General features: G+C 62.9%; 16 protein-coding genes and 1 pseudogene. 8 read left to right on the top strand and 9 right to left on the bottom strand.

Annotated elements, in window-relative coordinates:
* Positions 1-97: 97 nt before the first annotated feature.
* Both DBO85_RS01615 and DBO85_RS01610 read right to left on the bottom strand, forming a co-directional pair.
* Positions 98-823, bottom strand: coding sequence for a substrate-binding periplasmic protein (locus DBO85_RS01615; protein WP_108104624.1), 726 nt, complete (start codon positions 821-823; stop codon positions 98-100).
* Positions 824-906: 83 nt separating this feature from the next.
* Positions 907-1,248, bottom strand: coding sequence for a zinc ribbon domain-containing protein YjdM (locus tag DBO85_RS01610; protein ID WP_108104622.1), 342 nt, complete (start codon positions 1,246-1,248; stop codon positions 907-909).
* A gap of 190 nt (positions 1,249-1,438) precedes the next feature.
* On the opposite strand from DBO85_RS01610, the gene DBO85_RS01605 reads away from it, so the two are divergent.
* A complete protein-coding gene (locus DBO85_RS01605; RefSeq protein WP_108104620.1) occupies positions 1,439-2,068 on the top strand; it encodes a c-type cytochrome in 630 nt (209 codons plus the stop codon).
* Here DBO85_RS01605 and DBO85_RS01600 read toward each other — a convergent pair whose 3' ends face one another.
* From DBO85_RS01600 to DBO85_RS01585, 4 genes are all read right to left on the bottom strand, one after another.
* On the bottom strand, positions 2,069-3,466 hold the full coding sequence (locus DBO85_RS01600; RefSeq protein WP_108104618.1) for a hypothetical protein: 1,398 nt from the start codon (positions 3,464-3,466) through the stop codon (positions 2,069-2,071). It abuts the gene before it with no gap.
* A 130-nt stretch (positions 3,467-3,596) separates the two neighbouring features.
* The gene (locus DBO85_RS01595) at positions 3,597-4,400 is read right to left on the bottom strand and encodes an outer membrane protein OmpK (RefSeq protein WP_108104616.1); all 804 of its coding nucleotides are present in this window, start codon (positions 4,398-4,400) and stop codon (positions 3,597-3,599) included.
* A 39-nt stretch (positions 4,401-4,439) separates the two neighbouring features.
* Positions 4,440-5,099, bottom strand: coding sequence for a DsbA family protein (locus DBO85_RS01590; protein WP_108104614.1), 660 nt, complete (start codon positions 5,097-5,099; stop codon positions 4,440-4,442).
* Positions 5,100-5,126: 27 nt separating this feature from the next.
* Positions 5,127-5,999 (bottom strand): helix-turn-helix transcriptional regulator, encoded by an 873-nt coding sequence (locus tag DBO85_RS01585; RefSeq protein WP_108104612.1) that lies wholly within the window; start codon positions 5,997-5,999, stop codon positions 5,127-5,129.
* A gap of 131 nt (positions 6,000-6,130) precedes the next feature.
* Here DBO85_RS01585 and DBO85_RS01580 point away from each other — a divergent pair, with 131 nt between their 5' ends.
* Both DBO85_RS01580 and DBO85_RS01575 read left to right on the top strand, forming a co-directional pair.
* Positions 6,131-6,658 (top strand): hypothetical protein, encoded by a 528-nt coding sequence (locus DBO85_RS01580; RefSeq protein ID WP_108104610.1) that lies wholly within the window; start codon positions 6,131-6,133, stop codon positions 6,656-6,658.
* 201 nt (positions 6,659-6,859) lie between these two features.
* Entirely contained in the window at positions 6,860-7,030 is a 171-nt protein-coding gene (locus tag DBO85_RS01575) for a con-10 family general stress protein (RefSeq protein ID WP_108104608.1), read from the top strand.
* Between the two features lie 144 nt (positions 7,031-7,174).
* Here the strand turns inward: DBO85_RS01575 and DBO85_RS01570 are convergent, their stop codons facing one another.
* Positions 7,175-7,366 carry a CsbD family protein gene (locus DBO85_RS01570; protein ID WP_108104606.1) on the bottom strand — a complete coding sequence of 64 codons (192 nt, stop codon included), beginning with the start codon at positions 7,364-7,366 and terminating at the stop codon, positions 7,175-7,177.
* A gap of 208 nt (positions 7,367-7,574) precedes the next feature.
* On the opposite strand from DBO85_RS01570, the gene rmuC reads away from it, so the two are divergent.
* Entirely contained in the window at positions 7,575-9,125 is a 1,551-nt protein-coding gene (gene rmuC, locus DBO85_RS01565) for a DNA recombination protein RmuC (RefSeq protein WP_108104604.1), read from the top strand.
* A gap of 4 nt (positions 9,126-9,129) precedes the next feature.
* Here rmuC and nadC read toward each other — a convergent pair whose 3' ends face one another.
* The gene (nadC, locus tag DBO85_RS01560; protein WP_108104602.1) at positions 9,130-9,978 is read right to left on the bottom strand and encodes a carboxylating nicotinate-nucleotide diphosphorylase; all 849 of its coding nucleotides are present in this window, start codon (positions 9,976-9,978) and stop codon (positions 9,130-9,132) included.
* Positions 9,979-10,285: 307 nt separating this feature from the next.
* Here nadC and DBO85_RS01555 point away from each other — a divergent pair, with 307 nt between their 5' ends.
* The 3 genes from DBO85_RS01555 to ampE all read left to right on the top strand — a co-directional run bounded on the left by DBO85_RS01555 (position 10,286) and on the right by ampE (position 14,302).
* A complete protein-coding gene (locus tag DBO85_RS01555; RefSeq protein WP_108104600.1) occupies positions 10,286-12,715 on the top strand; it encodes a DUF1631 domain-containing protein in 2,430 nt (809 codons plus the stop codon).
* A 181-nt stretch (positions 12,716-12,896) separates the two neighbouring features.
* On the top strand, positions 12,897-13,469 hold the full coding sequence (gene ampD / locus DBO85_RS01550; protein ID WP_108104598.1) for a 1,6-anhydro-N-acetylmuramyl-L-alanine amidase AmpD: 573 nt from the start codon (positions 12,897-12,899) through the stop codon (positions 13,467-13,469).
* Positions 13,466-14,302, top strand: a complete 837-nt coding sequence (ampE, locus tag DBO85_RS01545; protein ID WP_108104596.1) for a regulatory signaling modulator protein AmpE — start codon at positions 13,466-13,468, stop codon at positions 14,300-14,302. Before ampD ends, ampE begins: the two co-directional genes overlap by 4 nt.
* 79 nt (positions 14,303-14,381) lie before the next feature.
* Here ampE and DBO85_RS01540 read toward each other — a convergent pair whose 3' ends face one another.
* The gene (locus tag DBO85_RS01540; RefSeq protein ID WP_108104594.1) at positions 14,382-15,263 is read right to left on the bottom strand and encodes an ROK family protein; all 882 of its coding nucleotides are present in this window, start codon (positions 15,261-15,263) and stop codon (positions 14,382-14,384) included.
* Positions 15,264-15,488: 225 nt separating this feature from the next.
* Here DBO85_RS01540 and DBO85_RS19625 point away from each other — a divergent pair.
* A pseudogene (locus DBO85_RS19625) lies at positions 15,489-16,628 on the top strand (HAMP domain-containing protein); the annotation flags it as partial.
* Between the last annotated feature and the right edge of the window lie 18 nt (positions 16,629-16,646).

Below are 16,646 nucleotides of genomic sequence, written 5' to 3'. Positions count from 1 at the left end.
CCGGCCAGGACGCTTCATCAGACCAGTCCTGGCGGGTGTCATTGCAGCGCGCTGAGTAAATTCCGTGTAATCCCGAGGGGGTGCTGGAAGCGAGCAGTTACGGGGCCCAGCGGCCGAAAATAGGCTCCAGCGCGCCACTCTGCTGCAGGCGCAGTAGGGCCGCGGAAAATTGCTCCGCGCGCGCTACGTCGGCTTTGGCGAAGGCGACGTAGCGGGGCATTTGCACCAGCGGCTTTGCCAGCACCCGGACCCGCTCTTCGGCGCGTTGTTCGCGAATGAAGTAGATCAGCTGGTTATGATCGCCAACGATGATGTCGATGCGCCCGGCCAGCAGCATCGAGACCAGCTGGCGCGGGTTCTGCGCGCTGCTGTCGCGCGCCAGGTCGGCATGGTCGAAAGCGTCTTCGTAGGCATAGCCACGGACCTGGCCGATCACGTAGGGGCTGAGGTCTTCGAACTCCTGCCATTCCTTGATCGCCGTGCGGGTGCTGGTGATGAACACCGTCGAGCCGGTGCGGATCGGCCCGACCAGACGGTATTCGGCATGCCGCTCCGGGGTGCCGGCGAACTGGAAGGCCATTTCCGCTTCGCCGCGACCGAGCATGCGCTTGACCCGCTGCCAGGGGTACAGGCGCAGCCGGTAGGAGATGCCCGCTTCATCGAGCACCGCCGCCACCAGTTCGACATCCAACCCACGTGGGGTATCGTCGTCCGCGGCGACGAAGCTGTAGGGCGCGAACTGTTCGTCTCCGACCACCCGCCACTGTTCGGCGGTGGCGGGCAACGTCAGCAGAAGCAGACAGCAGAGTAGAAAGGGACGCATGCTGGCACCCGCCCAGTGGAAGCCGTCGGCGCGACGGCAGCGTTTCGCTGAGGATAGCCGGGCTGGCTGCGCTTGCTGGGGTGTCAGACCTTTTTAACGAACTCCGACTTGAGTTTCATCGCGCCGATGCCGTCGATCTTGCAATCGATGTCGTGGTCGCCATCGCACAGACGGATGTTCTTCACCTTGGTACCGACCTTTACCACCAGCGAGGAGCCCTTGACCTTGAGGTCCTTGATCACGCTGACGCTGTCGCCATCCTGCAGCAGGTTGCCGACCGCATCGCGGATGACGCGCTCCCCTTCAGCGGCAGCCTGCTCGCCATCTGGTGACCATTCGTGGGCACATTCCGGGCAGACCAGCTGGCTGCCGTCCTCGTAGCTGTATTCGGAGCCGCATTTGGGGCAGGGGGGCAGGGTGCTCATGCAAGGGGTCCTGGTTGCGGTGGAAAAGCCGCGGATTGTATAGGGATTTTCCGCGGACCTGCGCCCTTGCGCCACTCGCTCGGGGAAAAGCTGCGGTTTTGTTGATCTGCGCCGGGTGAGCAGGCGCGGAGCGAACCTATAGTCGCGACCATTGCCGATCTTCGCCTTCACCGTCACAGGACCGACTCAGATGCGCATTCTTGCCGTTGTGCTTTCGAGCTGTTTGGCTCTCGCCGCCCAGGCCAGCGAGGAGGCGATGGAGCGCTTTACCCGCCTCAACGCCGACCCTGCCCTGCGTCAGCAGGCCTACACTGCGGCGCAGGAGCGGATCAGCTTCTGCGTGCACTGCCATGGCGAAAACGGCAACAGCAAGCGCCAGCATATTCCCAACCTGGCCGAGCAGAACCCGGTCTACCTGTTCAATTCGTTCGAAAAATTCGCCAGCGGCGAGCGCACCGACTATGTGATGTCGCAGCTGGCGAAGAACCTGACGCTCGAGGATCGGGTCAACGTGGCCATCTACTTCGGCCAGCAGAAGGTGGTAGCGCATGCCGAGCCGGTGGATGAGGCGCTGCGTGCGCAAGGCGAGGCGATGTTCGCGCGCACCTGCGTGGCCTGCCACGGCGCCCAGGCCCAGGGCAAGGAAGACATGCCACGCCTGGCCGGCCAGCCGGCCGCCTATGTGCGCAAGGCGCTGACGCGCTTCCGCGACAAGGACCCGAGCCGTGCCGGCTCGCTGATGATGGCGGTGGCGGAGAACCTCTCCGACCAGGACATCGAGGCCCTGGCCAGCTACGTGCAGACCCTGGCCACGCCCTGATCAGCGTAGCGGCAGGGCGAGTGGTTCGTCCTGCTGCAGCAGCGGAACCAGCAGCACGCCCTTCTCGGCATCCCAGCCAAACGGCTCCTCGCTGTACGGATCGATCAGTTCATGGCCGGCGACGTACTCGGCCATGCCTTCATCCGGAATCTTCTCGGCGACCGCGCTGACCAGCAGCAGGCTGGCGCGGCGGATGGATTCGATGTCGTTGCTGCGAGCTGCGTAGCCCAAGAAATGCTCAAATCCGTTGTGGCGAAAGAACCACCATCCTATCGGGTCGCGCAGTAGCGCCGACGCGTCGATGCTTTCCTGCTTCGAGCGCACCCCGAGACGAAGCTTTTCCGACGCTTCGCGAAGGTCTCGCAGCGGGGTAATCGATGTATCGATAACCCCGCGCAGGTGCGCTGCGTAATCGTTCGCGCTGGTCTGGGGTCGGATCAGGGGCGTGGTGATAAGGCCCGGCACGCGGTAAAAGAGTGCAATTGCGTCGTCTTCCCAAGGGATGCGGTGATCCGCTTTCATCATCGCGACCATGCTTTTGGAAAACAGCCATTCAGCCGCCAGCGCTCGCTCCAATGAACGGTCTTCCGTGGTGAAGGGATTGCTCCAGCTTGCCGGGGTTGCAAGCGGCCCCTCGGGATGCTGAACCAGTACTGCGCGCCCCCAGTTGAAATGTTGCCTGATGGCTGCTGCCGCGATCATCCGCTGAAGGATAGTGTCGGATTCTCGCTGCATCATTCGCCAGAAGGTCAGATCCTGGTTCAGCAGCGCGACCGCGGCGATGGAGTCCCCGGCGTGCATCAGTAGCCAGGACTGTGCCATCAGCAGACGCTGGCCATCAAAAGCGCCGCTGTAGTCGGGCATGGTCATGCGAATGTCCAGCAGGTCCAGCGGCACATGGTTGGAGGTTCGCTGCAATAACGCCAGGTAGCGCTGTAGCAGCAGTTGCTCGCTATCCAGCCAGTCGTGCAGCAGCAGAGAATCGCCAGCCAAGTCCGGCAAGCAGGCCTCTGATGACGGGCAGCTGCCAATCAGTTTCTGTGCAGATGGAATGCGGGTCTCGCGAGGGGGCTGCTGGGTAGGGAGCTCGGGTTCTGGCGGCCAGGGATCGGCATCTTTCCAGCTGCGCTTGACTACTTCGTGGGCCCAGTCCAGTTGTCGGCGCCCCAGCTCCATCGGCGACACCCCGTCCGCGGCCAGAATTCCCAGCAGATAGACATAGGCATTGTCGTCATCCGCCGGCACCGGCCGTTCGGCGAGGATGCGCTGCATCTCCAGCGCTTCGGCCGAGGGCGGTTGGTCGTCCCAGTTGATCAGCAGTAGCGCGACGTAGGCCAGGAGCGGCAGGCCCAGAAGGAGGGCGAAGGTCCATTTCAGCAGGCGGAGCAGGCGGCGCATGTGATCTTCCCTGAACGAGGTGAGCCGGCAGCATAGGGCGCTGGCCGGCGGGCGTCACGGAAGGTTGTCACAGCACCAGGGAAATGCGGGGATTCGGCAGCGGCCCTGGCGAGCCGCTGCCGCAGAGGGATCAGAAGTGCGCCTTGAGCAGCAGGCTTGCGGTGTTCTGGTCGGTCTTGCCGACGAAGTTGCGGCTGACGAAGCCGTCGTCCTTGATCCCGTACTTGTTCTTCCAGTAGTCGTACTCGATGCCGACGTAGAACTGCTTCTCGCCCCAGGCCAGTGCCTTGCCCAGGTCGTACTTGATCTGCGGGTTGAAGTGCAGGTTGGCCTGGTAGCTGCCACGGCGGTTCTCGTCGTTGTCCACCACCCAGTCCATGAAGCCGTCGATCAGCAGGTCCGAGCGGCCGAGCGGGACGGTGTAGCTCCACACCGGGGTGATCTGCCAGACGCCGCTGCCGGGACGCGAGCCATCGGTTTCGCGACGGTAGAAGTTCAGCGAGAAGTAGTCGAAGCCGGGCAGGTCGAGATCGAAACCGGGGCCGATCAGATAGGCCTCGACGTCGTCCTCGCCGAACTCGTAGGTCATCGCCAGCAGCACGTCCTTGATCGGACCCACCTGCAGCGGGGTGTCGAACAACTTGCCGAACGACAGTCGCGGGCTGATCTCGCCGTAGAAGGTGCGTTCGTCAGCGGCCCCGTTGCGCCCGCCGTTGTAGTGGATGGAATCGACGAAGACGAACAGGTCGCCGATGTTCCAGCCGCTGGCATGCTCGAAGGTCAGTGTCTGCTGGATCCCCGGATCGATCTTGTAGTCGTGGCCGTACAGGTAGGTGAGGCTGTTGCTCTGCCAGTGCAGCGGGCCATCCGCCAGGGTCGAGGTGGCAGTGGTGGCGCAGAGGGCGCCGAGCAGCAGGGAGATGATGGGCTTCATGCAGGACCTTTGAGATCTGTCGAATTCGCTGATTGGGGCTCAGGGACGCTTCTGGCGGTCCAGTTCCTGTTTGGCAAGACGGTTGATGGTGGCAAACAGCTTGTCCGGCGAGCGTTCGCCTTCCAGTGTGTCGAGGCCGACCACGTACTTGCCGTTGACGACAAACATCGGTACGCCGCGGATCTGATAGCTGCGCGTCAGCTCATAGGAGCGCATGCGCTGCGCCTCCACCGCCTCCGATGCCAGGCGTTCGTTGAAAGACTCCAGGGTCTTGATGCCGTGTGCCTCGAACAGCGGATAGACGTTGGCGGCATTGAACTCCTTCTTGTCGACGAAGTTCAGGGTGAAGAGTCCGGCATTGATTTCCTCGACCTGCTCGTCGCTGAGCTCACCGTTGGCGCGCATCACCTTGGCCAGGCCGTAGTACGAACTCTGCTCGAACTGGGCGCGGTCCCAGACGACCGGCACGCGCTCGAACTCGATGAAGCCGGGCTTGCTCTCCGCCAGCCAGCGGTCCACGTCCGGTTCCAGGTGGTAGCAGTGGATGCAGCGATGCCAGAGGAACTGCTGCACCACCACCCGGCCGGGAGCGGTCTCGGGGGCTACCGGTTTTTCCAGACGTTCGTAATCCGCAGCGCTGGTCAGGCCAGCGAACGACAGGCCGGCGAGCAGGAACAGGGAGGTAAGCAGGCGCTTCATGGCTTTTCCTATTTAGGGGCGCGCTGGCTAGTCGTAGAGCCAGGTGCGCAGTTGATCGAGATTGGCGACCACCAGCTGTTGGGCCGTGGCGCGGGTCTGCAGTTTGGTCGGGTCGATCTGGTAACGCTGCAACACATATTGCACCAGGGCACCTCGGCTGGGCACCCGCAACTGGCCATCCTGCATGCCGTAGTCGCTTTCGATGATCTGCCTTTGCGCTGGCTTGAGTCGCGAGTCGGGCTCGAAGACTACTTCCACCGCGGTGTTCCAGGCGCTGTCCTGCCCCGCGCCGAGGCTTGACTCATCGATGATGTCCGGCTCGCCGCGGAAGCGACTGAGGACGAAGTCGCGGAAGTCGCGGTGCTTTTCGCAGTAGGCGCGAACGTGCCAGCGCATGCCGGTGTAGACAAGGGTGTGCGGCACCATGACGCGCTGCTCGGCGATCGGCGTGGTGAAGGAAACGTAGTCGGTCTCCAGGCGCAGCTGCTCGCGGCAGGCGCGCAGAATCGGCCGCAGGACCTCCGGGCGAACGCTGCGATCCGGCACCTGCAGTACCTCGGTGTGTGCATAGGCCAGTGCCAGGCCCTCGATGTGCGGGGCGCGTTCGCGGTTCTGATCGAGCATGTGCAGGTAGGCGCTGGCGCTGGCGTCGATGAACAGCGGCTGGAACTGGTGCGAGGGTTTGTAGCCCTTGAGGTGCTTGTCGTAGACCAGATTCTTCGGCGCGTAGTCGTTGATGTAGGTGTTGATGTCCTTGGACGCCTGCTGCCGGCTGATGCCGAAGCTCTGCATCAGATGGCCGGTGGTCAGGCGACCTTCCCACCAGGCGACGGTTTCGATGAGGCGATAGCGCAGGGCCAGATCCCAGCGGATCTGGGTGATGGACTGCTTGCGCTTCATGGAGCTCCCGTGTCGTGACATGCCTATGTGTCGTGCAAAATTACATGTCGCCATGAGTTGAATCAAGCGCGCGGGTGCGTATGGCTCGAGGCTGGTGGATAATGCCGGCCCCTGCCGCGGAGTCGAAGAGAATGAAGAGTCAGTTGAGCGAGCTGATCGCCGGCATCAGCTCCGGGTGCCTGGGTGAGGACGAAATCGAGCGCATCGCTGACGAGGCGGCGCGTGCCTACGCCGATGCGCAAGGTTTCCTGCGCGACAACCCGGATATCAACTACGACGACAGCTTTCCGATTCCGCTCGGCGAGTGGGTGGTGGTCGGCAGCCTGCCGGAGACGGTGCTGTTTCAGGCCGACCGCCTCGACGATCTGCTCGAGCAGATCCAGTCCTCGTTCGGGCCCCAGGTCAGTTTCACCCTCAAGCCCAGGCAACTGGCCAAGGCCGATGTGCTGACCGCCCTGCGCAGGATTCAGGTGCAGCTGTCTGCGCTCTATCCGGAAAAAGGCGGTTATGTGCTGATGGACTTCAGTGTGCCGCTGGATGACGAGTTCCAGGCGGTGCTGGTGTACGCCGAGGATCTGCAGCGGGTTCTGGCATTGTGTGCGGCGGTCGGGATACAGGCAGCGCCCAGCTACGAGTCACGTTGCAGCGAGCGGGCGTGACCGTGGCACCGCCTGTGCAGTGCTGGCGCAGGACTATCCGGACGGGCGGTAGCGGGTGGCTGCAAAGTGCCTTCATCCATTCGTCCGGCGGGCGGCCGTCCTTCCGAATGACAGGAACTAGGTATCCCGCGCACCCCTCGGATTCTGCGAGCCCCGGTGATTTCCATCGAGGTCCCCCAACCAGCATCTGTGGAGGTACCTATGCCCCGTCACAGCAATCCCGGCAACTTCGCCAATGATCGTGAGAAAGCGGCAGAAGCTGGCCGCAAGGGCGGTCACAACAGTGGTGGCAATTTTGCCAATGATCCGCAACGCGCCTCTGAAGCCGGGCGCAAGGGTGGCCAGAACAGCCACGGCGGTGGTCGCAACTAGCGGCCTGGAGCTGGCCGGCTGAATGTCCGGCACCTGGAGCGGCCGGCAGTCATCAGCGGCTTTCATCGGTAAATCCGCTGATGACTGAAATAAAGAAGGGCGACCCCATTCAGAGTCGCCCTTCTTTTGCTGTCAAAGTCGCGGTCAGAGCTTGTCGACGCCCTTCTTGACAGTATTTTTCACTTCGCCCTTGACCTGCTGGCCCTTGCCCTTGATTTCCTGGCCCTGGCCTTCGCCTTTCAGGCGCGGATTATCGGTGGCTTCGCCGACGCCCTGCTTGATCTTGCCGACGGCTTCGTTGGTGTTGCCCTTGATCTTGTCTGCTGTGCTGCCCATGGTGGACCTCATGTGTCAGTGGGTTGCAAGGGGTTGACCCGCGCTGTCGTCGCATCGTTCGCCTCCGCCCGCCGAGAGGTCGATTCAAGTTGCAACCCGTACCAAAACCTTACAGGTGTACTGTCCGCGCGGTGGACCTGGGGCGTCGGGCTACATATCTTGTCGGGGCTAGCCCTGCCGCCTGCAGGCGATGAATCCGGAATCCCTGATGACGCCCTTTATCCTTACTCCTGTCGAACTGGCGCTGGTGCTGCTGCTTTTCGTGGGGCTGATCGCAGTGCTTGCCTGGCAGTACCGGCAGCTGCGCCTGCAGGGTGGCGCGCGAATCCAGCAGCGTCAGGAGCTGGTCGCGTCGCAGCAGCTGTGCCTTGAGCTGCAGGCTGAGATACGGGTCGAGCGCGCCCATGCCGAACAGCGCCTTGCGCACACCCAGGTGCTGGCGGATGAGTTGCGCACTGCGCGCGATGAGGTGCGCCAGCTGAATCTGCAGCTGCGCGACAGTCACAGTCTGGCCGAGGCTTCGCGTGCCCAGGTGAACGAGCTGCGTCTGCAGCAGCAGAGCGCTGCAGAAAGCGCTGCGCTAATGCAGGCGGCGTTGGCAAAGGCGCAACTTGAGCACGCCGAGCTGTCCCGTGAGTACGCCACTCTGCACAGCACCGTGGCGCAGAAGGAACTGCATTTTCTCGAGCAGCAGCAGTTGCTCAAGGACAGCCGCGAACAGTTGAAGATGGAGTTCGAGCAGCTGGCTGGACGAATCTTCGAGGCGCGCGGCCAGGCCTTCACGCTGAGTAGCCAGCAGTCTCTGGATGGCATGCTCAAACCGTTCCGCGAACAGATAGAGGGCTTTCGCGCGCGCGTTGAAGACATCCACCACAAGGACGCCCAGCAGCAGGCGTCGTTGGCGCAGGAGTTGCGCCAGTTGCAGGAGCTGAACCGCCAGATCACCCATGAGGCGCAAGAGCTGACCACGGCGCTCAAGGGGCAGAAGAAGATGCAGGGCAACTGGGGCGAGCTGATCCTGGAGAACGTGCTCGACCGATCCGGGCTGGTGGCCGGGCGCGACTACCATCGCGAAGTCAGTTTCGAGGGTGAGGAGGGGCGTCGGCGCCCGGATGCGATCATCCAGCTGCCGCAGGGCAAACATCTGGTGATCGACGCCAAGGTGTCCCTGAATGCCTACACCCGCTACGTCAATGCCGAGGACGAGGTCGAGCGCAAGCTGGCGCTGGCCGAGCACGTGCGGGCGTTCGCCGAGCGCATCCGCGAACTCGCCGAACGCCACTACTATGCGTTGCCCGGGCTGAATGCCCCGGAGATGGTGTTCATGTTCGTGCCCATCGAATCGGCGTTCGTCGACGCATTGAAGGCCGACGAAGGTCTGTTCCAGAAGGCCATCGAGCAGAACGTGCTGGTGGCGACGCCCACGACCCTGCTTACCAGTCTCAACATCGTTCGCCAGCTCTGGCGCTTCGAGGATCAGAGCAGGCACGCCGCGGAGCTGGCGGACAGGGCAGGGCGGGTCTACGACAAATTGCGTAGCTTTCTGGGCAGCATGGATGGCGTCGGTAAAAGCCTGGAGAAGGCTCAGGACGCGTATCGCAAGGCCTGTGATCAACTGGTGTTGGGTCGTGGCAACCTGGTCAAGCAGGTCAGCGACTTCCGTCAGTTGGGCGTCGCGGTACGCAGCGAGCTCGGCGATGAATGGGTGGAGCGGGCCGAACTGGAGCTGAATCTGGCGGCGCCGTCCGAAACCGGCTGAGCGCTCAGAGGCTCAGCCGCATCGACAGATCGACGGCGCGCACGTGCTTGGTCAGGCCGCCGATGGAGATGTAGTCGACGCCGGTCCTGGCGATCTCCACCAGGCTGCTTTCGTCCACGCCGCCGGATGCTTCGAGCGCCGCGCGTCCGCGGCTACGGGCGACCGCCTCGCGCATGTCGTCGAGGCTCAGTTCGTCGAGCATGATGATGTCGGCGCCAGCGTCGAGCGCCTGATCCAGCTCTTCCAGGCTCTCCACTTCCACTTCGACCGGCTTGCCCGGTGCAATCCGCCGCGCGGCGCTGACCGCTTCGCGGATGCCGCCACAGGCGGCGATATGGTTTTCCTTGATCAGGAAGGCGTCGTACAGGCCGATGCGGTGGTTGTGGCAGCCGCCACAGGTGACTGCGTATTTCTGCGCCAGACGCAGGCCGGGCAGTGTCTTGCGGGTGTCGAGCAGGCGTACCGCGGTGCCTGCGATCAGTTCCGCGTACTGCTGGCAGCGAGTGGCCACCCCGGAAAGGGTCTGCAGGAAGTTCAGTGCGCTGCGCTCGCCGCTGAGCAGTGCCCGCGCAGGCCCCTCGAGGCTGAACAGGGTCTGGTCGGCATGCACCTTGTCGCCGTCGGCGACTCGCCAATGCACCGCGACCCGCGGATCGAGCTGGCGAAACACCTCGTCGACCCAGGCTGTGCCGCAGACGACCGCCGCCTCGCGGGTGATCACCCGCGCCTGCGCCAGCCGTTCGGCGGGAATCAGCTGCGCGGTGATGTCGCCGCTGCCGATATCTTCAGCCAGGGCGCGACGGACGTTTGATTCGATTTCCGCCTTCAGATCGGCGAGGCAAAGATTCGGCATGACGGGCTCCGCGAGAGGGAAGGCGCGATTATAGGGAAATGGGAACTGATCGACGCAGCCGGATTAGGGAAACCCCGGATTTTCTGGTACATAAGTCTGACGTTGGTCATGCGCAAGACACCGTTCGTAGGCTGATGCGGCACTTATGTGATGCAGGTCATGTCTGAAGGAAATGGCGCCTGGGTGATATTGCGCCTCTCTCTATAATGACCATCAAATCCATTGACGCCATCCCTTTGACGTTGTCCCGGAGACACTCAGAGAACGCAGTGCGGTCGCTTCAGAAAGCGCCGCTGGAGGCTCTTCGATGCAGACCGACGCGAATAATGTGGTGCGCCTGACTTCAGCGGCACCCGAGAAACAGAAAACTTCGCCGGTAGGAAGACTGCCCGTGGCCCTTACCCAGGTGCGCGACAAGGCTGCCCAGCAGCTCAAGCTAGCCATGCAGGCGCTGTTCGACAACGCCGACGATTCGCTGTTCCAGATGGCCGACCGGGCGGTAAGCAATGCCGAGCAGAACGCTTTCTTCGAGGCCATGCGTGACCTGCGTCTGAAGCGCAAGAGCATCGAGCGCGGTTTTCTGCAGAAGGTCTTCGAAACCTTCTCCACTCTGACTCAATACGAAATCGGCAAGCCGCAGCTTGATCCCGTTGCGCCTGACAGCCTGTCGCTGGTGCAGAACGAGGAGCTGGAGGAGACGGTTGCGGTCGATGCGATGGTGGGCAAGGTCATGAGTCGTGACGGCGTGCCGCTCGGCCATCTGACTACGCGACTGAACACCCTCATCAGCAAGAAGATCGATGACAAGAGCAACCCGCTTGGTCCGCGGATGCTGTGCGAAGCTTTCGTCGATTCCTGTCGGCGCCTTGGCGTCGAGATCAAGGTCAAGCTGATCATCTTCAAGCTGTTCGAAAAGTACGTCTTGGCCGATCTCGAGCAGCTCTACGCGGAAGCGAACCAGTCGCTGGTGGCGGCGGGTGTGCTACCCGAACTCAAGTCGGCGCCGGTGCGCCGCAATCCTTCGGCGGCGCGCAGCGGCGCCGCCCGCAGCCCGCAGGGTGGCTCTGACGGATCGCTCGATGGCGAGGCCTCCGGCGAGACCATGCAGGAGGTGTTCGGCGCGTTGCAGGAGCTGTTGGTCCAGGTGCGCGGTTCGGTTGCTCCGTCTCGTCAGATTGCCGGGGATTCGCTGCCGATCAGCAGCAATGATCTGCTGCGGCTGCTTTCGCATATGCAGCAACGTGTTCCGGTCAGCGCCGAAAGCGATGATTTCGATCTGCGCAGCCAGCTTGCCGGTCTGCTAGAGCGGGTCAGTGCCAAAAGTGGCAAGGCGCGGGTGGTCGGCGAGGTTGATGAAGACGTCATCAACCTGGTGTCGATGCTGTTCGAGTTCATTCTCGATGACCGCAGTCTGCCCGACTCGCTCAAGGCGCTGATCGCCCGCCTGCAGATTCCCATGCTCAAGGTGGCGGTGGTCGACAAGACTTTCTTCAGTCGTGGCAGCCACCCGGCGCGCCGGCTCCTCAACGAGATTGCTTCTGCCGCGCTCGGCTGGAGCGCTCATGACGATGCCCAGCGCGACAGCCTCTATCAGAAGATCGAGCAGATTGTGCAGCGTCTGCTGAACGATTTCGTCGACGATTCGTCGATCTTCTCGGAACTGCTCGCCGACTTCCTCGCCTTTACCGGTGACGAGCGGCGTCGTAGCGAGTTGCTCGAACAGCGCACCCGTGATGCCGAGGAAGGTAGTGCCAAGGCCGAACTGGCGCGTCGTGAAGTCGAGCACGCGCTGAATGAGCGCCTGCTCGGCAAGGTGCTGCCGGAGGTGGTGGTGCGCTTGCTGCGCGAGGCCTGGAGCAAGGTGATGATGCTCACCTGTCTCAAGCATGGCAACGAGTCGGAAGAGTGGCAGGCCGTGCTGACGACCATGGATGATCTGATCTGGAGCGTCGAGCCGCACGAAGAGCCGGAGGCGCGTCTGCGCCTGCTGGAAATGGTGCCCGGCATGCTCAAGGCGCTGCGTGAGGGGATGTCCAGCGCGGCCTTTGATCCGTTTGCCACGGGGGAATTCTTCAGTCAGCTGGAGGCGCTGCACGTGCAGGCTTTCCAGCGCTTCAAGCGGCAGATGGAGGACGCGGAGCGTGCTGCTCGCCGTCAGCGCGAGCGTGAAGAGCGTGCGCGTCTGCGTGCCGAGCAGGCTGCTCAGGCCGAGCTGGCGGCACGGGAGCGCGCCGAAAGGCTTGCCGAGGCTGAACGGAACAATCAGCCGGTAGAGGAAGAGCTTGCCTTGCCGCTGCTGGAGCTGCCGCCGATCGAGGAGGAGCCTGAAGAGCCGGAAGTGATCGAGCCCGAGCCGATCGATGTTCCCTTGATGGTCGAGGTGGTCGAGGAGATCGTTCTGTTGGCGCCTGGCGAGACTCGCTCAGCGGAGCCGGAGGCTGCGCTGCCCGACGATGACGAGGCGGTACTCAAGGTCGATGAGTTACGTGTCGGGAGCTGGGTCGAGATCCAGGAAGACGAAGAGCACAAGCTGCGCTGCAAGCTGGCGGCGATCATCAAGCCCACCGGCAAGTTCATCTTCGTCAACCGCACCGGCATGAAGGTGATGGAGAAGACGCGCATGGGGTTGGCGGTCGAATTCCGCCGTGGTGCGGTGCGTTTGCTCGACGACGCCCTGCTGTTTGATCGGGCGCTGGAGTCGGTGATCGGCAACCTGCGCCGATTGAAGAACGCCTGATTGATCATGTGCACAACGCCCGGCTTGCCGGGCGTTTTCATTTTCAGACCAGCGCGGATCGACGGCAGGTCGACGAGCTGCCGCAGCGGCACGTCAACGATAGGCTCTGTCTGGCTTCGGACACCTCGCCAGCCGTCTGGCCGGCCTGCTACAGTGACCCGCTCTGGATCGGGAACGGCCTATGCGTCTGCAACGGAACAGTGGCTGGGTCGAAGGCGTGCTGCAGTGCCCGTCACCCAACTACAACGAGCGCCCGCAGGACGAGCAAGTGTCCCTGCTGGTCATCCACAACATAAGTCTGCCGCCCGGCCAGTTCGGGACTGGGCACGTGCAGCTGTTCTTCCAGAATCGTCTTCCGGTCGATGCGCATCCCTATTACCAGGGTATCGCCGAGCTGCGTGTCTCGGCACATTTTCTGATCGAGCGAGATGGTGCGATAACCCAGTTTGTCGATTGCAACAGACGCGCCTGGCATGCCGGAATTTCAAGCTTCGCGGGCCGCGAGGGTTGCAATGACTTTTCCATCGGCATCGAGCTTGAGGGAACCGACGATCTGCCCTACGAGAATGCTCAGTATGAAGCGCTTGCAGAGCTGATCCTGGCGTTGCGGCACGCCTATCCGGCGCTCGTTGCGGAGCGAATCTGCGGTCATTGCGACATTGCTCCCGAACGGAAGACGGACCCTGGGCCGTCCTTCGATTGGGCACGCCTGCATGCGTTGCTGGAAGACCGGCAACAGAGGGAGGAGTCATGAGTTTTCTGGTGCTGTTGCTGGTTCTGCTGCTGGAGAAGTTTTCCGCGGTGCGCGCTCTGGTCCAGCGTGATGCAGGCTGGCTCGAGCTATTGCGGCGCTGCGAGAGCAGTGAGCGTATGGCCGGGTCGGCCTGGTGGCCACTTGTCCTGCTGGTGCTGCTGCCCGCGCTGGTGCTCTGGCTGCTACTGGGAGTTCTCGAATCGGTTGCCTACGGCTGGTTGGCGTTGCCGTTGCATTTGCTGGTGATGCTCTACGGGCTGGGGCGGGGCGATGTTCTGGTCGCACTGGGTCCGTTTCGCGACGCCTGGCGCCGAGAGGATGCGGAGGCTGCCTATCTGGCAGCCCAGCGCGACCTGGGGATAGACGTGGAGGAGGGCAGCGAGCTGTTGCCGGAGGCGCAGGCCTATCTGGTCTGGCAGGCCTATCAGGGGTTTTTCTCGGTGATTTTCTGGTACGCCCTTCTCGGCCCCGTTCCGGTTCTGCTGTATCGCCTGCTGGCGTTGACCTGCGAGCACGCGACCGGCACGGCATTGCGTGAGCAGGCGCTGCAGCTCAGGCACGCTCTGGACTGGCTGCCAGCACGTTGCCTTGCCGCCACGCTGGGGCTGGTTGGGCACTTCGAAGCGGTCAGCCGGGTTTTGCTGGAGCATCTGCTGAACTGGGGAATCGGTGCGCGTGAGCTGCTGGCCTCGGCGTCGCGTGCGGCCGCCGACGTTCCTCTGCTTGCCAGCGCGCAGACCGGTGTCGCCTCGCTGGATTCGCTTTGGCAGCTGTTGGTGCGCGCCGCCATCGCCTGGTACGTGATCTTCGCGGTCTGGACGATACTGATCTAGGGCGCGTGCACGCCTTGTGCTGGTCGTTCCGGGCGTCAGAGCGTACGCACTGGCCGCTTGTGCGCGAAGGTGGCTCTGCTCAGTCCCACAGCCAGGCGGCGCCGCGCACTCCGCTGGAGTCGCCGTGCAGCGCCTTCACCAGTCGGGTGTTGACGATGTCAGAGAACACGTGGCGGACGAGCAGTGCCGGCACACGCTCATAGAGCAGCGGGGTATTCGACATGCCTCCGCCGAGCACTATCACTTCCGGGTCGACGATGTTGATCACACTGGCGAGTGCGCGAGCGAGCTGATCGCAGTAGCGCTCAAGGGCCTGTCGCGCGGGTGGGCTGTTGGATCCGGCCAGCTCCGCAGCGCTCAGGCCAAGACCGGCCCGGGCTGCCCAACCGGTTCCGGACACGAAGGTCTCGATGCAGTCGTCCAGCCCGCAATAGCAGCGACGTATCTCGCCATCATCCGGTCCGCGCCAGGGCAGCGGATTGTGCCCCCATTCGCCGGCGATGCCGTTCGGCCCGCCGACCAGACGACCGTTGATGACCAGGCCTCCGCCGACGCCGGTGCCCAGAATGACCCCGAACACACTGCTCGCGCCGCGACCGGCGCCGTCGCTGGCCTCGGAAAGGGCGAAGCAGTCGGCGTCGTTCGCCAGCCGTACCGGGCGCGCAAGGCGCTTCTGCAGATCTCCCTGCAGGTCCTCGCCGATCAGGCATACCGAGTTGGAATTCTTGATCCGCCCGTGATCGGGCGAGCGCGTTCCAGGGATGCCGACGCCGACGCTGCCATTTTGGCCAAGCTCGCGCTCGGCGACTTCGACTAGACTGCAAATGGCCAGCAACGTGCCGTCATAATCGCCTTTTGGTGTGGGCACGCGTCTGCGTAGGCATTCCTGTCCGTCAAGCAATGCGACTATCTCTATCTTGGTACCGCCCAGATCAATGCCGAGGCGCAGCGAGGAGTTCATGTTTAACCTTAAGTTACAGAGCGAATCGCCGATATCTCCGATACTAGGGCGAAGTCGCATGCCGGGACAGCACCGCTGGCCGGCGCGTAATCGAGTCATCAGGCCAGGAGTGGCTACTGCATCGGGGCGCGGCATCAGGCGCCTTTCTCGAGCTAACCCATTACAAAACAAAATGGTTACAGGAGAGTGCAATTGAAAACCGTGTTGTATCCGGCCATAGCACTTATGAATCGGCTGAGCTTCGGCATGAAATTCAGCCTCATCAGCGTCTTGTTCTTCGTCCCGATGCTGGTCACCAATTTCTTCATCGTCCGCGACTCCTACGTCGAGTTCGTCGCCATCCGGGTCGAGCTGCAAAGCCTCGATCTGTTGCGCTCTGCGCTGGGCGTCAGGCGCGATCTTGAAAGCTATTACGACCAGGTGCAGATCAACGGCATGCTGGGGCAGTCGGGCAAAGCAGGCGATGTCGAGGCGCGGATTCAGAGCCTGGAGCAGGAACTGACGGCGACCATCCAGAATCTGCAGCCTGCGGTCAGCGATGCAGTTGTGGTGGCAGCCTTCGATGCCAAGCGCGGCGAATTGCTCGCCAGCCTGCAGGCGGCGCGCGGCGAAGCCAACCTGCAGACCAAGGTGGGGCTGGCAGAGAAGGTGCTAGGACAGTCCCAGGTATTCCTCAAGTTCGTTACCTCGCAGTCGGGCATCAGTACCGATCTGGACGCCGAGGTTCGTCAGGTGGCGGAGCTGGTCACCTCGATGACGCCGCAGGTCACCGCGACGCTCGGCATCGGGCGTGCGGTCGGTTCCTATTCGCTTGGTCAGGGCTTCCTCAACTCCGGCGACAGCACCAAGATGGATGATCTGCTGCTCAATCTGGAGAAGGTCCAGGGAGAATATGGCCTGCGTATCTCCGAGGCGCTGGACGGGCATCCCGCGGCGACTCGTGCGCTTGGCGATCTGACCACTACCAGCCGTGAGAGTCTCAAGGAGGCGGCGGCGCTATTCGAGGAGCAGGTCATCATCTCCGATTCGCTGGATATGCCCTGGACCGAGTTCTATCAGCAGACGACCCGGATCATGGAGCCTACCTACGCGGTCAACGACGGCGCCCTGGTGTTTCTCGAACAGCGCCTGGCTGAGCGGCTCGACAGCAATCGTACGCAAATGGTGTTGCTGATCGTCGCGCTGCTGGCGGTGTTCCTGCTCATCGTCTACCTCTACAGCGGCTTCTACGTCGCCACGCGGGCCAGCCTTAAGGGCCTGGGGCAGACCATGAACAAGGTCGCCGCCGGTGACATGACCGTGAGCTTCGATGCGCGTAGCAATGACGAGCTGGGCGAACTGGGCCAGGTCTTCAACGATACCGTGGCCAAGATTCGCCACCTG

This window comes from Pseudomonas mangrovi (assembly GCF_003052585.1).
GTDB classification, from domain to species: domain Bacteria; phylum Pseudomonadota; class Gammaproteobacteria; order Pseudomonadales; family Pseudomonadaceae; genus Aquipseudomonas; species Aquipseudomonas mangrovi.
The sequence above is the reverse complement of the archived record's forward strand: the minus strand, read 5'-3'. Positions and strand labels throughout refer to the sequence as shown.

Coding starts and splice junctions, on each gene's coding strand:
- DBO85_RS01600 (WP_108104618.1), bottom strand. CDS start 3,466: ATGCGCCGCCTGCTCCGCCTGCTGAAATGGACCTTCGCCCTCCTTCTG.
- DBO85_RS01575 (WP_108104608.1), top strand. CDS start 6,860: ATGCCCCGTCACAGCAATCCCGGCAACTTCGCCAATGATCGTGAGAAA.
- DBO85_RS01610 (WP_108104622.1), bottom strand. CDS start 1,248: ATGAGCACCCTGCCCCCCTGCCCCAAATGCGGCTCCGAATACAGCTAC.
- DBO85_RS01590 (WP_108104614.1), bottom strand. CDS start 5,099: ATGAAGCGCCTGCTTACCTCCCTGTTCCTGCTCGCCGGCCTGTCGTTC.
- rmuC (WP_108104604.1), top strand. CDS start 7,575: ATGACGCCCTTTATCCTTACTCCTGTCGAACTGGCGCTGGTGCTGCTG.
- nadC (WP_108104602.1), bottom strand. CDS start 9,978: ATGCCGAATCTTTGCCTCGCCGATCTGAAGGCGGAAATCGAATCAAAC.
- DBO85_RS01540 (WP_108104594.1), bottom strand. CDS start 15,263: ATGAACTCCTCGCTGCGCCTCGGCATTGATCTGGGCGGTACCAAGATA.
- DBO85_RS01605 (WP_108104620.1), top strand. CDS start 1,439: ATGCGCATTCTTGCCGTTGTGCTTTCGAGCTGTTTGGCTCTCGCCGCC.
- DBO85_RS01615 (WP_108104624.1), bottom strand. CDS start 823: ATGCGTCCCTTTCTACTCTGCTGTCTGCTTCTGCTGACGTTGCCCGCC.
- DBO85_RS01585 (WP_108104612.1), bottom strand. CDS start 5,999: ATGAAGCGCAAGCAGTCCATCACCCAGATCCGCTGGGATCTGGCCCTG.
- ampE (WP_108104596.1), top strand. CDS start 13,466: ATGAGTTTTCTGGTGCTGTTGCTGGTTCTGCTGCTGGAGAAGTTTTCC.
- DBO85_RS01555 (WP_108104600.1), top strand. CDS start 10,286: ATGCAGACCGACGCGAATAATGTGGTGCGCCTGACTTCAGCGGCACCC.
- ampD (WP_108104598.1), top strand. CDS start 12,897: ATGCGTCTGCAACGGAACAGTGGCTGGGTCGAAGGCGTGCTGCAGTGC.
- DBO85_RS01595 (WP_108104616.1), bottom strand. CDS start 4,400: ATGAAGCCCATCATCTCCCTGCTGCTCGGCGCCCTCTGCGCCACCACT.
- DBO85_RS01580 (WP_108104610.1), top strand. CDS start 6,131: ATGAAGAGTCAGTTGAGCGAGCTGATCGCCGGCATCAGCTCCGGGTGC.
- DBO85_RS01570 (WP_108104606.1), bottom strand. CDS start 7,366: ATGGGCAGCACAGCAGACAAGATCAAGGGCAACACCAACGAAGCCGTC.